17 protein-coding genes are annotated in these 14869 nt (G+C 73.1%); 15 read left to right on the plus strand and 2 right to left on the minus strand.

Going from position 1 to position 14869, the window contains the following annotated elements; all coding sequences use genetic code 11:
- The first annotated feature begins 80 nt into the window (after positions 1 to 80).
- From BJ979_RS01110 to BJ979_RS01155, 10 genes are all read left to right on the plus strand, one after another.
- Positions 81 to 1028: a quinone oxidoreductase family protein gene (locus BJ979_RS01110; protein WP_179564376.1), complete on the plus strand. Its 948-nt coding sequence runs from the start codon at positions 81 to 83 to the stop codon at positions 1026 to 1028.
- 320 nt (positions 1029 to 1348) lie between these two features.
- The gene (locus BJ979_RS01115; RefSeq protein ID WP_179564378.1) at positions 1349 to 1792 is read left to right on the plus strand and encodes a hypothetical protein; all 444 of its coding nucleotides are present in this window, start codon (positions 1349 to 1351) and stop codon (positions 1790 to 1792) included.
- Positions 1793 to 1914: 122 nt separating this feature from the next.
- On the plus strand, positions 1915 to 3261 hold the full coding sequence (gene mvk / locus BJ979_RS01120) for a mevalonate kinase (RefSeq protein ID WP_179564380.1): 1347 nt from the start codon (positions 1915 to 1917) through the stop codon (positions 3259 to 3261).
- Positions 3258 to 4331 (plus strand): diphosphomevalonate decarboxylase, encoded by a 1074-nt coding sequence (gene mvaD, locus BJ979_RS01125; RefSeq protein ID WP_179564382.1) that lies wholly within the window; start codon positions 3258 to 3260, stop codon positions 4329 to 4331. The genes mvk and mvaD overlap by 4 nt, the downstream gene beginning before the upstream one ends.
- Positions 4328 to 5437 (plus strand): phosphomevalonate kinase, encoded by a 1110-nt coding sequence (locus BJ979_RS01130; protein ID WP_343046542.1) that lies wholly within the window; start codon positions 4328 to 4330, stop codon positions 5435 to 5437. The genes mvaD and BJ979_RS01130 overlap by 4 nt, the downstream gene beginning before the upstream one ends.
- On the plus strand, positions 5427 to 6536 hold the full coding sequence (locus BJ979_RS01135; RefSeq protein WP_179564384.1) for a hydroxymethylglutaryl-CoA reductase: 1110 nt from the start codon (positions 5427 to 5429) through the stop codon (positions 6534 to 6536). The genes BJ979_RS01130 and BJ979_RS01135 overlap by 11 nt, the downstream gene beginning before the upstream one ends.
- Positions 6533 to 7729: a hydroxymethylglutaryl-CoA synthase gene (locus BJ979_RS01140; RefSeq protein WP_343046543.1), complete on the plus strand. Its 1197-nt coding sequence runs from the start codon at positions 6533 to 6535 to the stop codon at positions 7727 to 7729. The genes BJ979_RS01135 and BJ979_RS01140 overlap by 4 nt, the downstream gene beginning before the upstream one ends.
- A 61-nt stretch (positions 7730 to 7790) precedes the next feature.
- Entirely contained in the window at positions 7791 to 8399 is a 609-nt protein-coding gene (locus BJ979_RS01145; protein ID WP_179564386.1) for a hypothetical protein, read from the plus strand.
- A gap of 18 nt (positions 8400 to 8417) precedes the next feature.
- Positions 8418 to 8597: a hypothetical protein gene (locus tag BJ979_RS01150; protein WP_179564388.1), complete on the plus strand. Its 180-nt coding sequence runs from the start codon at positions 8418 to 8420 to the stop codon at positions 8595 to 8597.
- A 29-nt stretch (positions 8598 to 8626) separates the two neighbouring features.
- Positions 8627 to 9043 (plus strand): pyridoxamine 5'-phosphate oxidase family protein, encoded by a 417-nt coding sequence (locus BJ979_RS01155; RefSeq protein ID WP_179564390.1) that lies wholly within the window; start codon positions 8627 to 8629, stop codon positions 9041 to 9043.
- 56 nt (positions 9044 to 9099) lie between these two features.
- Here the strand turns inward: BJ979_RS01155 and BJ979_RS01160 are convergent, their stop codons facing one another.
- On the minus strand, positions 9100 to 9576 hold the full coding sequence (locus BJ979_RS01160; RefSeq protein WP_179564392.1) for a single-stranded DNA-binding protein: 477 nt from the start codon (positions 9574 to 9576) through the stop codon (positions 9100 to 9102).
- A gap of 163 nt (positions 9577 to 9739) precedes the next feature.
- Between BJ979_RS01160 and BJ979_RS01165 the strand changes: the two genes are divergently transcribed.
- The 3 genes from BJ979_RS01165 to BJ979_RS01175 all read left to right on the plus strand — a co-directional run bounded on the left by BJ979_RS01165 (position 9740) and on the right by BJ979_RS01175 (position 11003).
- On the plus strand, positions 9740 to 10027 hold the full coding sequence (locus BJ979_RS01165) for an antibiotic biosynthesis monooxygenase family protein (protein ID WP_179564394.1): 288 nt from the start codon (positions 9740 to 9742) through the stop codon (positions 10025 to 10027).
- An 89-nt stretch (positions 10028 to 10116) separates the two neighbouring features.
- Positions 10117 to 10533, plus strand: a complete 417-nt coding sequence (locus BJ979_RS01170; RefSeq protein ID WP_179564396.1) for a hypothetical protein — start codon at positions 10117 to 10119, stop codon at positions 10531 to 10533.
- Between the two features lie 116 nt (positions 10534 to 10649).
- Positions 10650 to 11003 carry a MerR family transcriptional regulator gene (locus tag BJ979_RS01175; RefSeq protein ID WP_179564398.1) on the plus strand — a complete coding sequence of 118 codons (354 nt, stop codon included), beginning with the start codon at positions 10650 to 10652 and terminating at the stop codon, positions 11001 to 11003.
- A 32-nt stretch (positions 11004 to 11035) separates the two neighbouring features.
- Here the strand turns inward: BJ979_RS01175 and BJ979_RS01180 are convergent, their stop codons facing one another.
- A complete protein-coding gene (locus tag BJ979_RS01180) occupies positions 11036 to 12229 on the minus strand; it encodes an MFS transporter (protein WP_179564400.1) in 1194 nt (397 codons plus the stop codon).
- Between the two features lie 475 nt (positions 12230 to 12704).
- On the opposite strand from BJ979_RS01180, the gene BJ979_RS18020 reads away from it, so the two are divergent.
- Together BJ979_RS18020 and BJ979_RS01190 are read left to right on the plus strand one after the other, a co-directional pair.
- Positions 12705 to 13499 (plus strand): MarR family transcriptional regulator, encoded by a 795-nt coding sequence (locus BJ979_RS18020; protein WP_179564402.1) that lies wholly within the window; start codon positions 12705 to 12707, stop codon positions 13497 to 13499.
- On the plus strand, positions 13496 to 14851 hold the full coding sequence (locus BJ979_RS01190) for a cryptochrome/photolyase family protein (RefSeq protein WP_179564404.1): 1356 nt from the start codon (positions 13496 to 13498) through the stop codon (positions 14849 to 14851). The genes BJ979_RS18020 and BJ979_RS01190 overlap by 4 nt, the downstream gene beginning before the upstream one ends.
- The last annotated feature ends 18 nt before the right edge of the window (positions 14852 to 14869 follow it).

Below are 14869 nucleotides of genomic sequence, written 5' to 3' on the forward strand. Positions count from 1 at the left end.
CGCGCCGATCCGCCCTGCGCCGCCGCGAGCGGGTGCGAGAGAGTGGAGCCGACCCGCACCGCCTCGATGAAGGAGCGAACATGGCCCACGCGATCGTCTACCGCACGAACGGCGGACCCGAGGTTCTCGAGTACGTCGAGATCGAGGATGCGACGCCCGGCGAGGGTCAGATCGTGGTCGCGGTGCGCGCCGCCGGGGTGAACCCGATCGACTGGAAGCTGCGCTCGGGCATGCGCCCGGCCCCGACCGACGGCAGCGCCCGCCGCATCGGCAGCGACGCGGCCGGCGTCGTCACCGCCGTCGGCGCGGGTGTCGACGGTCACGCGGTCGGCGACGAGGTCATCGTGCTCAGCGCGGCCGGCGCCTACGCGACCGAGATCGTCGCCAAGGCCGGCCCCAAGACCTTCGCGAAGCCCGCCGAACTCGACTGGACGCACGCGGCGGCGCTCGGCATCCCGACCGGCACCGCCTACCAGGCCGTCGCCTCGCTCGGCGTCGCCGAGGGCGACACCCTGCTGCTGCACGGCGGCGCGGGTGCGGTCGGACAGGCCGCCATCCAATTCGCCGTGCGCGCCGGGGCGACCGTCATCGCGACCGCGAGCGAGCGCAACCACGAGCGGCTGACGGCGCTCGGCGCGATCCCCGTGGCCTACGGCGACGGCCTCGCCGACCGCGTGCGCGCGGCCGCTCCACAGGGCGTGACGCACGCGCTGGATGCGGTGGGCACCGACGAGGCGATCGAGGTGTCGCTCGACCTCGTCGCCGACCGCGAGCACATCGCCACGATCGTGCGCGGCGCCGACGCGCCCGGCTGGGGCATCCGCGCCTGGAGCGGCGGCAGCGCCATCCCGCTCACCGAGGAGGAGAACGCGCTGCGTCTCGCCGGCGTCGTGCTCGCGGCCCAGCTGGCCGCCGAGGGCGGCTTCGACGTCGAGATCGCCCGCACCTACCCGCTCGCGGAGGCCGCCGAGGCGCACCGCGAGAGCGAGGCGGGCCACGTGCGCGGGAAGCTCGTGCTGCTGCCCTGAGCCGGGCCGGTTCGGCCGGGTCGCTGCGGCCGGGTCGTCGGGCCCGCCCGATCTGCCGGCCGCCACTCCCCGTTCCCGAACCGTCTCAAGGAGTTGCTGTCACCGGAGTGACGCGTGAGCAACACCGGCCACACGAGTTACAGCAACTCCTTGAGATAGTCACCCGTCACGGGCGAATCGGTGGTCGGGATGCGGGCGGGGCGGTCCCTCGCGCGATGCGCCGTGCCCTCCTCGAGGATGAGGCAGGATCGTCCGTCTGGGCGACGCCGAGCCGCCTCGGGGCCGACGCCGCGGAGCGCGCGGGCGGCTGAAGTGGAGGCATGACCACCTCCCCCTCCCCGCGTCGCCTGATCCTCACCGCCGGCGGACTGCTCGCGGTCGGCGTCGCCGCCTCCCTCGGCCTGGCCGCCTGCTCGGGCATCGACATCACCGGGCCGCACGGCCGCGAGAGCGTCGCCTTCCATGACATGCCGACGGCGTTGAAGAGCGACGAGTCGTTCCGGATGCCGGCGCTGCTGCCCGAAGACGCGAGCGACATCCGCCTGCGCTACGACCTGCAGACGACCGGCGCGTGGTTCCGCTTCGACAGCCCCGGCGGCATCACGGCGAACTACTGCCACGCGGCCGACCTCAGCGGCGACCCCGACGGCGATGCCTCCTGGTGGCCGGATGACGTTCCGGCGCGCGGCTTCGAGTGCGGCAACTGGAAGGTCTTCAGCGCCGACGATCACTGGTACGCCTGGGATGCGCGCGACACGAAGTGAGGCGGGCGCCTCGCCGGCGGAACCAGGCGCGGCTGTGCGCCCGTCAGACCGCACGCTTCCTGAGCGCGGGATGACCGCGCGGCGTGAGCGAACCGCGGAGGTTTAGGCTGGCCTAACCCGCCATGCACGACATCTCCGACCTGCGCGGCGCCGACTCCGGCGCGGCCGACACCGCATCCTCGCCCGCCTCGACGGGATCCGAGGCGTCGGCGCCGACGGGGTCGACTCCGGATGCGGCAGCGTCGGCGGCCACGGGTTCGACTCCCGATTCGGGAACGGCGGCGAGCGGCGCAGCACCGACGACACCCGCCCCCGTCCTGACCCCCGCGTCGGCCCGCACGCACGGCAAGACGATCCTGCTCGGCGAGCACACCGTGCTCTACGGCGCTCCCGCGATCGCCCTGCCGGTCGCCGAGCTCGGCGTCGTCGCAACAGTGACCCCGCTCGGGCCGGGCGCGCAGCCGCTCGTCGAGTCGAGCGTGTTCACCGGGCCGCTTGCCGAGGCTCCCGAGCGGCTCGAGCCCGTGATCGCGGCGCTGCGAAGCACGCTGGTCGCGCTGTCGACGAGCTCCGACGACTCCTCCGCTGCCGGCGGCACGGCGCCGTCGGCCCGCGCAGTCCGCACCGCCCGCGCGGCCCGCACCGCCCGCGCCGCAGCGAAGACCGCCGAGCCCACCATCCCGGAGCTCCCGCCGCTGCACCTCCGCATCGACAGCGCCATCCCCGTCGCCCGCGGTCTCGGTTCGAGCGCCGCCGTCGCGGGCGCCGTCGTCGACGCGGTCGCCGCCGCGCTCGGCGCGACGCTCGATCCCGAGACCCGCTTCGAGCTCGTTCAGGCCAGCGAGCGCATCGCCCACGGCACCGCGAGCGGGCTGGATGCGCGCACGACCATCAGCACCGCGCCGATCTGGTTCGACCACGGCGTCGGCCGCCCCACCGCCGTCGGCGCCGAGCTGACCTTCGTGATCGCCGACACCGGCATCGCCAGCGGCACGCGCGAGGCCGTCGGCGCCGTGCGCGCGCGGCACGCGGCCGACCCCGACGCGGTCGAGGGTCCCGTGGGACGCATCGCCGCGCTTACCGGCGCCGGCCGTGGACTGCTCGCCTCGGGCGACGCGATCGGCCTCGGCGCGACGCTCGACGCCGTGCACGCTGAGCTGCGTCAGCTCGACGTCAGCTCGTCCGAGCTCGATCGTCTCGCCGACACGGCGCGCGCGGCCGGGGCACTCGGTGCGAAACTGACGGGCGGCGGACGCGGCGGCTGCCTGCTGGCCCTCGCCGCGGACGCCGCGCACGCGACGGAGCTGGCGGCGGCCCTGCAGGCCGCGGGAGCGGCATCCACCTGGACCGTGCGGCTGCCGGCCACCCCGGCCGAGGGCGCCGCGCCGAACACCTCGGTCGACGCAGCCGAACGCGCCACGTCACCCGCCGCACCCACGACCACGCCCGATCCGGAGGACGAGAGATGACCAGCGCCACGGCCATCGCGCATCCCAACATCGCGCTCATCAAGTACTGGGGCAAGGCCGACGAGACCCTGTCGCTGCCGGCCACGGGCAGTCTGTCGATGACGCTCGACGTGTTCCCGACGCGCACGACGGTGACGGTCGGCGAGGGCGCTGCGGTCGGCGAGGGCGCTGCGGTCGGCGAGGGCGCTGCGGTCGGCGAGGATGCGGCAGCCGGCACCGGCGCCGCCGAGAGCGCCGACCGCGACACCCTGCAGCTCAACGGCCGCCCGGCGACCGAGGGCGAGCTGGCCCGCGTGACGAAGTTCCTCGACCTCGTGCGCGAGTTCGCCGGCGACACCCGCCCGGCCGCGGTCGTGAGCGAGAACACCGTGCCGACCGGAGCCGGGCTCGCGAGCTCGGCCTCCGGCTTCGCTGCTCTGGCGACCGCCGCGGCCGCCGCCTACGGCCTCGACCTCGACACCCGCGATCTCAGCCGTCTCGCCCGCCGCGGGTCCGGTTCGGCGTCGCGCAGCATCCCCGGCGGCGTCGCCATCTGGCACGCCGGCGACGACGCCGCCTCATTCAGCGAGACCGTCGCCGCTCCCCCGCTCGCCATGGTCATCGCGACGGTGGATGCGGGCGAGAAGCCGATCTCGAGCCGCGAGGCGATGCGCCGCACGATCGCGACCTCGCCGTTCTTCCCGGCGTGGATCCCTTCGACGGCCGCGAGCCTCGAGCTCATGGTCGCGGCCTGCGCGGCGGGCGACTTCACGCGCATCGGCGAGCTGACCGAGAGCAACGCGCTGCGCATGCACGCCGTGATCCAGGGCTCAGAGCCACCCATCCGCTACCTCACCGCCGCCTCCACGCGCGTCTTCGACGTCGTCGCCGGGATGCGCGCGCACGGCCTCGAGGCGTACTCGACCGCCGACGCCGGCCCGAACGTCGTCGTGCTGACCCGCCCCGAGGACGCCGCCGCGGTCGCCGCGACGCTCTCCGCCGAGGCCGGCATCGCCGAGCCGGTCATCGCGCTGCCGGGACCGGGCGCGTACCTCGTCGGCGCCGGCAGCGACGAAAGCGCCACCGCGTGACGCCCGGCACGATCGAGACCCGCGCCCCCGGCAAGCTCTTCATCGCCGGGGAGTACGCCGTCGTCGAGCCCGGGCAGCCCTCGGTGCTCATCGCCGTCGACCGCTACCTCACCGTCACCCTCAGCGAGAGCGTCGGCCACGCGGCCGGCAGCGTGCACTCGCCCGAGTACGGCCTCATCCCGCTCACCTGGACGCGTGGCGACTCCGGACTCACGATCGACCGCGAGCACCACCCCTACGACTACGTCATGGCCGTGATCGGCACGGTCGAGCAGCTGCGCGGCGAGCTCGGCATCCCGGCCCGCTTCTACGACCTGCGCATCGCGAGCGAGCTGGATGACGCGAGCGGCCGCAAGTTCGGCCTCGGCTCCTCCGCCGCCGTCACCGTCGCGACCGTGCACGCCCTCGACCGCTTTTACGAGCTCGGCCTCACCGCCCGCGAGCGCTTCAAGCTCGCGCTGCTCGCCACGATCCAGGTCAGCCCGAACGCCTCGGGCGGAGATGTCGCGGCCAGCACCTTCGGCGGCTGGATCCGCTACAGCGCGCCGAACCGCGCGACCCTGCGCGCCCAGCTCGACGACCGCCCGCTGCGCGAGGTGCTGAGCGGCGACGGCTGGGAGGGCTTCGACGTCGCCCGGCTCGCGCCGCCGCACGGCCTGCGCCTGCTCGTCGGCTGGACCGGCTCGCCCGCGTCGACCGAGCGTCTCGTCGGCGGCGTGCGACGCAGCCGACGCGACTCGGGGGTCGACTACCCGGCGTTCCTGCTCGAGAGCCGGGGCTGCGTCGACGACCTCGTCACCGGCCTCGACGACGGCGACGACGACCTGACGCTCGACGCGCTGCGCCGCGCCCGCCGCCTGCTGCAGCGCCTCGGCGCGCAGTCGGGCACCCTGATCGAGACCGACCGGCTCGCCCGGCTCTGCGACACGGCCGAGGCCGCGGGCGCGGCCGGCAAGCCCTCCGGCGCCGGCGGCGGCGACTGCGGCATCGTGCTCGCGCCCGCCGACGCCGACCTGACCCGGATGCTGCGCTCGTGGGAGTCGCACGACATCCGCCATCTCACTCTCTCCGTGCATCCCCCGGAAGGATCCGTCGATGACCACTGACGCTGCGAGCGCCACCCCCGAATCCGGCACCCCCGCCGAGTACGACGAGCGCGTCACCCCCATCCCGACCCGCTGGGTCGGCCCGATCCGTGTGAGCGGCAACGCCGTCGAGGGCGAGATCGAGGTGCCGCTGGCGACCTACGAGTCGCCGCTGTGGCCGTCGGTCGGCCGCGGCGCGCGCCTGTCGCGCCAGATCGAGGGCGGCATCGTCGCCACGGTCGTCGGCGAGCGGATGACGCGCTCGGTCCTGCTGCGCGCCCGGGGCGCCGGCGCCGCGCACCTCGCGAGCATCGACGTGCAGCAGCGCTTCGACGAACTCGCCGCGGTCGTCGCCGCGCAGAGCCGCTTCGCCCAGCTCGTCGAGATCCACCCGGAGATCGTGGGCGACCTGCTGTTCCTGCGCTTCGCCTTCACCACCGGCGACGCGTCCGGGCACAACATGGTCACCGCCGCCTCCGAGGCGCTGCTGAGCACGGTCCTCGCCTGGCACCCCGAGCTGGAGTACGGCTCGATCTCGGGCAACTACTGCAGCGACAAGAAGGCGACCGCGGTCAACGGCATCCTCGGGCGCGGACGCAGCGTCGTCGCCGAGATGCTCATCCCGGCCGCGCTCGTCGAGAGCACGCTGCGCAGCTCGACCCAGCGCATCGTCGACCTCAACACCGGCAAGAACCTCGTCGGCTCGACCATCGCGGGCGCGCTGCGCTCGGCCAACGCGCACTACGCGAACATGCTGCTCGCCTTCTACCTGGCGACGGGTCAGGATGCGGCGAACATCGTCGAGGGCTCGCAGGGCATCACCTACGCCGAGAACCGCGACGGCGACCTCTACTTCTCGACCACGCTGCCGCATCTCATCGTCGGCACGGTCGGCAACGGCAAGCACCTGCCCGGCGTGAACGCCGCCCTCGACCGGCTGGGATGCCGCGAGGAGCGCGAACCGGGTGCGAACGCCCGCCGCCTCGCTGCCCTCATCGCCGCGAGCGTGCTCTGCGGCGAGATCTCGCTGCTCGCGGCCCAGACCAACCCCGGCGAGCTCATGGCGGCACACGTCGCCATGGAGCGCGGCGCTGCGCGTCGCGGCGGGAGCAAGGCGTGAGCGGCGGGGCGGGCGTGCGCGTCGGCATCCATGACCTCGCGGTCGCGACGGGTCACCACGTGCTCGACCTCGACGACCTGGCGGCCCGCAACGGCGTCGACCCGGCGAAGTACCACGTCGGCCTCGGGCAGGACGCCTTCAGCATGCCCGCCGCCGACGAGGACATCGTCACGATGGGCGCCGCCGCCGCGCTGCCGCTGATCGAGCGGCACGGAACCGACGGCATCCGCACCGTGCTCTTCGCGACGGAGTCGGGCGTCGACCAGTCGAAGTCGGCCGCGGTCGTCGCGCACGGGCTGCTGGGTCTGCCCTCGACCGCCCGCGCGGTCGAGCTGAAGCAGGCCTGCTATGGCGGCACCGCCGCGCTCGTCGCCGCGCTCGGCATCGTCGCCCGCGACCCTCGTGAGCGCGTGCTCGTGATCGCGAGCGACGTCGCCCGCTACGACCTCGACTCGGCCGCCGAGCCCACGCAGGGCGCCGGCGCAGTCGCGTTCCTCGTCGCCGCCGATCCCGACCTGATCGAGATCGAGCCGGCATCCGGTCTGTTCTCGGCCGACGTCGACGACTTCTGGCGCCCGAACGACCGCTCGACCGCCCTCGTCGACGGTCGCCTGTCGGTCACCGCCTACGTGGATGCGCTGCTCGGCTCGTGGGACGACCTCGCCGAGCGCGGCGGCATCGCCCCGGCCGACATCGACCGCTGGCTGCACCACCAGCCCTTCACGAAGATGGCACTCAAGGCGCACCGCGCCTGGTCGAAGCACGTCGGCGCCGAGTTCGATGAGACCGAGTTGGCTACCGGCTTCACCTACAACCGGCGCACCGGCAACTCGTACACGGCCTCGGTCTTCCTCGCCCTCGCGGCCCTGCTCGACCTCGACGACGACCTCGAGGGGCGCCGTCTCGCCCTGTTCAGCTACGGCTCGGGCAGCGTCGGCGAGCTGCTGACCGGCATCGTGAAGCCGGGGTACCGCGCGCTGCGTCGCGCCGGTCAGGTCGCCGGCCTGCTGGATGCGCGCGTGCCGATCTCGGTCGACGACTACCGTGAGCTGCACGCCGCGACCACGACCACGAGCGAGGCGCGCCAGAACCCGGAGGTCACGACGGGCCCGTTCCGCTTCGTCGGCGTCGAGGCCGGAGCCCGCCGCTACGCGCGCACCGGCGTCGGGACCTCGGAGGACGCGATCGGCTGAGCCGAGCCGCCGCGCAGGCCGGTCACGCTCGAACGACGCGCGCGCTGAGTAGGCTCACGCCGTGCCCGACCGCGTCGCCGAACCACTGCCGGGTCACGTCGTGCGCCTGCTCACGCGGCGCGACGACGCGAGCATCCCGCCGGCCGAGCTGCCCGCTCCGCCCCGACTGCGCGGCGGCGCGCGCGCGGTCGTGGCGGTGATCGGCGCGATCTTCACTGCGGCGGGCCTGTCGGGCGTCGCGACGCTCTGGATCTTCCCCGGCCCGGGGCTCTGGTTCTCACTGCTGTTCACCCTCTTCCTGCTCGTCCTGGTCGTCGCCGGCTGGGCGGCGTTCGTCGCGACCGGCCACGTCGCCCGCGCCGAGCGACGGGCAGCGGACCAGTGGCGCACCGCCCGACCGCGTATCGTCGCGCAGCCCGGCTTCGTCGAGGAACGGCACGTGGCCCTCGGCGACGACGGCGCCGTGCTCGGATTCACGGTGCGCGTGGCGGTGCTCGGCCGTGACCCGGTGCTGGCGCGCTGGACGTCGCCGCGCGGCGCGAGCCCGCTGCTGCAGCCGCAGGTGCCCGGCGAAGGCGCCCGTGCGGACGTCTGGCTCGATCCGGCGGCGGATGCCGCGCATCCGCTGGTCGTCGACCTCGCCGATCCGACACTCGCGTCGCCGGGCTGACTGTGCTGTGATCACGGCATGGACTGGAGCGCGGAAGAGATCTCCCTCGCCTTGGCGATCGTCATCCCGCTGGCGGCCATCGCCTTGCTGCTGACGCTGGGCGCGCTGCTCGGCCGTCGCGTCCGCCGGCTGCGCCGCGAAGGCCGCATCACCTACCGCTCCCGCACCACGCCCGACAGCAACGCCAACTTCTGGTGACCGTCACCGGCTCCGCCTACCGTGGAGCCATGCTGACCGACGCAGATCGCGCCCTGCTCTCCCGCCCGCTGCACGCCTACGTCGCCACGGTGGCAAAGCCCGACCGCCTGCCGGCGCCGCGGCCGGTCTGGTTCGACCTGACGCCCGAGGGCGACATCCAGATCTTCTCGACGCCGACGACGGCCCGCGTCGCGCGGCTTCGCGCGGTTCCGCGCGCGACCGCCGTGGTGGCCACGCCGATCGGCGAGCCCGAGCACTGGGTCGCCGTCGAGGGTGACGTGACGCTGCACGACGAGGGAGCGAGCGAGCTCGCCGCGAAGCTCGCCCACCGCTACTGGGGCGAGGAGCTGGATGCGGCGCACGCCGCCGTGGTCGACGAGTGGCTGCGCTCCGAGCTGGTGCGCATCGCCATCCACCCGACCGCGGTGAAGCGCTTCGCCGACTGAGTCACGTCGGACCGCCGGTGCCACGGGGATGGACCCGCGACACCGGTCGGATCGGCTCAGAACGGCGTCTCGTCGGCGACGCCGCCGTCTCGCGCCGCGCGCGTGAGCTCCCCCGATGCCCCGACAGCGCCCGCACCCGCGCTCGCTCCTGCGGAGGCAGCCTCCCGCCGCCCCGCCTTCTCCACGCGCGCGGTGGCGTAGCGCAGCGACGGGCCCACCTCATCCACCTCGAGCTCGATCACGGTGCGGGTCACTCCCTCGCGGTCCTGGTAGCTGCGCTGCTTGAGTCGGCCGCTCACGAACACGCGCGAGCCCTTCTCGAGCGAGGCGCTCGCATTCTGCGCCAGGTCGCGCCAGGCGGTGCAGCGCAGGAACAGCGCGTCGCCGTCACGCCACTGCCCGCTGTCGCGGTCGAGCAGTCGCTCGGTGCTCGCCACCGTGAAGCTCGCGACCGCCGCGCCGGCCTGCGTGAACCGCAGCTCGGGCGCCTCGGTCAGGTTGCCCACGATCGTCAGGGTCGTCTCATTCGCCATCGTCTTCTCCCTCGTTCCGTATGTTCTTCACCTCAGTACCTGAGACATTCACAAGCTAAGAGCGGCCACCGACATCGGCGGGCGCGCTCCTCTCCGCGTCACCGGTCACCGCTACCGTCGGCTCGTGAACCACCATTCCGCCGATCCCCGAGGAGCCGCATCCATGCCCGTCATCGAGATCACCCGCCTCACTGTCGCCGCCGAGAAGTCCGCCGAGCTGCAGGATGCCCGCGCCGGGATGCTGGCCGCCTTCCGCGAGCGCCCCGGCTTCGTCAGCGCCGAGCTCGCGCGCGTGAGCGAGACCGAATGGCTCGACCTGATCGTGTGGCAGAGCTCCGCCGACTTCGCCGAGTCACGCCGCCGCGGCGCCGACTCCCCCGCGATCGAGCGCTTCTTCGCCGCGATCGACGCCGTCGTCGCGAGCGAGGAGGGCGAGCTCTGGCGGGAGTGAGACCCGCTGAGAAGCTCCCGTGCCGCCTTGCGATCGACCGGCCCGCGTGCGGAACTGATCGGAGCATTCGTCACCGACAAGGAGGGCCCGTGAGCGACGCGACGGCCGGATCCCAGTCCGCGCGCACCCGTGCACCGCGCCGAGCCCTGCTGATCGCCGCCGGAGTCATCGCCCTCGCGATCCTCGCCGCAGCCCTGGCCCTGCCGGGCCTACGCGACAGCCGCGACGTCGCGAGCCTGCTCGCGTCGTCGGCATCCATCGATCCGGTCGAGGCCACCGCCGAGCTGTGCACCCGGGATCTGCCCTGCGTCGAGGCCTACCGCACCGAGGTCGGCGACTTCCTGCGGTTCGGGTCGAGCGGCGAGGCCGAGTACTGGGCGACCGTGCTCGGCGACGCGGGGCGGCGATCCGGCGCGACCGTGCTCGACCTGCGCGAGGTCGAGCTCTCCGCCGACCAGAAGCGCCTCGCGATCGACACGCTGCTCTCGCGCGAGGACGGGAGCTGAGCGCCGCGCGACGCCCGACCCCGGTGGACGTCGCCACCGACCCCGGCGCGGACGGCACGGTCGACGTAGACTCCGACCTTGACACTCATGTGAAGGTCAGGATGGGAGCGGCGACGATGAAGATCAAGGAGCTCTCCGACCTGGTGGGCGTGGCGCCGCGACTGCTGCGGTATTACGAGGAGCAGGGCCTGCTGCTGCCCCAGCGGGCGGCGAACGGGTACCGCGATTACGACGACACGATGGTGCTGCGCGTGCAGCAGATCCGCGGGCTGCTGGGTGCCGGACTGACCACCGAGATCATCCGCGACGTGCTGCCCTGCCTGTCGGAGGCGGCGAGCTGCCGCTACGACGACCCCGCCTTCGTCAGCCGGATCGCCGAGGAGCGCGACCGCCTGCGCGAGCGCGTGCAGCTGCTGTCGCAGAACCTCGAGGCCCTGGACGGCTACCTGGACACGGTCGCGAAGGCCTGACGCGCTCCCCGACGTCGTCGTCAGCGTCGTCGTCAGCGCCGGTGCGGGAATGCGTGTCGTCGCGCGACGACGACGATCAGCACCGTCGCAGCGACCATCAGCGCGACGGCGACCAGGATGGACTCGGTGCCGAACCCGGCGAGCAGCACGCCGCCGATCAGCCCGCCGAGTCCGATGCCGGCGTTCCACATGGTCACCTGCAGCGGCTGGGCCGCGTCGGCGTGATCCCCCGAGGCCGCCATGAGCGCCGACTGGAACAGCGTCGCCGCACCGCCGAAGGCGAGACCCCAGAACCCGACCGCGATGTAGTCGACGATCGGGCTGGATGCGTCCAGCGAGAGCGCCGTGGCCGCGACGGCGAAGAGCACGGTGCTGAGGATCACGAGCCGACGGTGGTGCCGGTCGACGAAGACGCCGGTGAGCCAGATGCTCAGGATCGACGCGATGCCGAAGTCGAGCAGGATCCACTGCACCTGGGCCTCGAGCCCCACGCCCGCGAGCACGGGAGCGATGTAGGTGTAGAGCACGGTGTGCGCCAGCACGTAGAGGCCCGTGACGACGAGGATCGTGCGCAGACCCTTCAGGCGCAGCAGGTGCAGCACCGGAAGCCGCTCGGCGAGCTTCTGGCCGGGGAAGTCCGGCAGCTTCCACAGCGACCAGCCGATGAGCAGCGCCGACAGCGCGGTGATGATGCCGAAGGTCAGCTGCCAGCCGACGACCTGGCCCAGGAAGGCGCCGACCGGCACGCCGAGCGAGAGCGCGACGGGCGTGCCGGCGAAGGCGACGGCCATCGCCCGCCCTTTCAGCGCCGGGCCGACGAGCTTCTGCGCGTATCCGCCGAGGATGCTCCAGGTCACACCCGAGGCGGCGCCGGCGATGAAGCGGGCGATCATCGTGACCGTGTAGTCGAGCGAGATCGCGGTGACGAGGTTCGCCACGAGGAATCCGATCAGCGCGATCACGAGGAGGCGCCGCCGGGGCCAGGAGCTGGTCACGATCGACAGCGGGATGGCGGTCAGCATGGTCGCGACCGCGTAGATGGTGACGGTCTGGCCGCCGACCGACTCGCTCACAGCGAGCGCGTGGCTCATCTGGGGCAGGACGCCCGCGGGCAGAGCCTCGGTGAGGGTGGTGATGAAGCCGGCGGTGAACAGCGCGGCGAGCGCCGCGATGGGCAGGCGCTCGGTCGTCGGGGTACCCGAGACGACGTCGTGGGTGGATGTCATGGCGATGTCTTCTTTCGTCGGGCGGGCACCTCGTGAGTGCGCTTCCGCCTCGGATCAGCACGCCGCGATCGCGGCGCCGGATCAGCGTGCAACCTTCACACCAGTGAGAAGGCAAGCGCGGCGTCGGATCGCCCGCGATCCGGTGCGCGGCGGCGGCGATCCGGGCCCCGCGCGAGGCTCATCGACGGCGCCGGAACAACGCTCGGCGAACGTCCAGCAAAAATAACGTTCCGATAACTAGCGCGCCGTTACCTCGCCGTTATACATTGCAGGAGTTCCGGTTGTTTGCTGTGGCGACCGGGACGAATGTGATTGCAGGGCACTCTTGGTGCAAGGGAAGAGGGCCGGTTCCACGCCTCTGGAACCGGCCCTCGAATCATGTCCGGGCCCGTTCGCCCCGCCGCATCCTCCGCGTCAGCCCTGACCCCGCAGGCTCTGCGCAACACGCGTCGGCGGGCCGCCCTAGTGTTGTCGCATGACCGAGCGACCCGAACCCACCTCGGCGGGCGCAGCGACGCGCCGCACCGACGCGGTCGCCGCCTCCGAGAAGGGGCGATCGCTACCGCAGGCCGCCACCCGCCGCACCGACGCGGTCGCCGCCTCCGAGAAGGGGCGATCGCTACCGCAGGCCGCCACGCGCCGCACCGACGCGGTCGCCGCCTCCGAGAAGGGGCGATCGCTACCGCAGGCCGCCACCCGCCGCACCGACGCGGTCGCCGCCTGGGAATCGCTGTACCGGGCCCAGGTGAGCGTGCTGCGCCACATCCGCGCCCGCTTCCCCGAGGGTGTGAGCTTCACCGAGTACGACGTGCTGTTCACGCTCTCCCGCGCCCCCGGCCGCGCCCTGCGCATCCGCGACCTCAACCGCCACATGCTGCTGACCCAGCCGAGCGTCAGCCGGCTGATCGACCGCCTCGTCGCCCGCGGGCTCGTCAGCAAGTGCTCCGATCCGGATGACGCGCGCGGCACGATCGCGACCCTCACCGACGACGGCTACGCGCTGTTCCGCAAGGTCGGCACCGAGCACGGGCGCGACATCGCCGACCGGATGCTGTCGTCGCTCGACGACGACGAGCTCGCCCAGCTGCGCCGCCTCAGCGACAAGCTGCGCGGTGCGAGCTACCCCGGCAACCCGGCCGATCTCGATCGCCTCCCGCCGCCGCCGGATGTGGATGTCGCCAACGGAGACAAGGCGTGCGACCTCGACGACCTGACCGGCGGGTCGGATGCGAGCAGCACCGACTCGGGCAGCACCACCGGAGCCGCGTGAGCCCGCGGCATCCCGCCCTCGTCTGGCTGCGCGACGATCTGCGCCTGGCCGACAACCCGGCGCTGCGCGCCGCGGTCGACGGCGACCGCCCCGTCGTCGTGCTGTATCTGCTCGACGAGGAGAGCCGCGAGATCCGGCCGCTCGGCGGCGCGACGAAGTGGTGGCTCCACGAGAGCCTGACGGCCCTGCAGCAGCGGCTCGAGGAGCGCGGCGGGTCGCTCGTGCTGCGCCGAGGCAAGGCCGAAGAGGTCATCCCCGCGGTCGTCGCCGAGACGCACGCCGAGGCCGTCTTCTGGAACCGCCGCTACGGCGCCGCCCGCGAGATCGACGCCCGGCTGAAGACCCGCCTGCGCGACGACGGCATCGAGGTCGCCAGCTTCTCGGCGAACCTGCTGGTCGAGCCCTGGGAGGTCACGACCGGCCAGGGCGAGCCGTTCAAGGTGTTCACCCCGTTCTGGAAGGCCGCGCAGGAGCGGCCGTTCCGCGATGCCGTCCCCGAGCCGCGCGAGATCGAGGGACGCCGCGCCGACGGCGACCGCCTCGACGACTGGGGCCTGCTGCCGACGCATCCCGACTGGGCCGGCGGCCTGCGCGAGACGTGGGAGCCGGGCGAGCTCGGCGCACGCCACCGGCTCGAGGAGTTCGTCGAAGACCGCCTCGCCGACTACCACCGCCGCGACGAGCCGGCGGTCGAGGCGACGAGCGGCCTGAGCCCGCACCTGCGCTTCGGCGAGATCAGCCCCATCCAGATCTGGGATCGCCTGCACGGCCCCCTCGACGGCGGCGCGCTGCGCAACCGCGCCAAGTTCCTCAGCGAGGTCGGCTGGCGCGAGTTCAACCACGGCATCCTGTTCCAGCAGCCGAAGCTGCACACCGAGAGCTACCGGCCCGAGTGGGATGCCTTCCCCTGGGAGAAGCCGCACAACGCCGAGCTCGACGCCTGGAAGCAGGGGCGCACCGGCATCCCCCTCGTCGACGCCGGCATGCGCGAGCTCTGGCACACGGGCGTGATGCACAACCGCGTGCGCATGGTCACGGCCAGCTTCCTCGTGAAGAACCTGCTCGTCGACTGGCGCGTGGGCGAGGCGTGGTTCTGGGACACCCTGGTGGATGCCGACGAGGCCAGCAATCCGGGCAACTGGCAGTGGGTCGCGGGCAGCGGGGCGGATGCGGCGCCGTACTTCCGCGTCTTCAATCCCGAGCTGCAGCGCGAGAAGTTCGACAAGCACGATCGCTACGTGAAGCGCTGGGTGCCCGAGCTCGGCACGGACGAGTACCCCGAGCCGATCGTCGACCTCAAGCAGAGCCGTCAGGCCGCCCTCGACGCGTACCAGCACCTCCGCAACAGCTGACCGCGCGGGGTCGCACGC

The organism is Schumannella luteola (assembly GCF_013408685.1).
In the GTDB taxonomy this organism is placed as follows: Bacteria; Actinomycetota; Actinomycetes; order Actinomycetales; family Microbacteriaceae; genus Schumannella; species Schumannella luteola.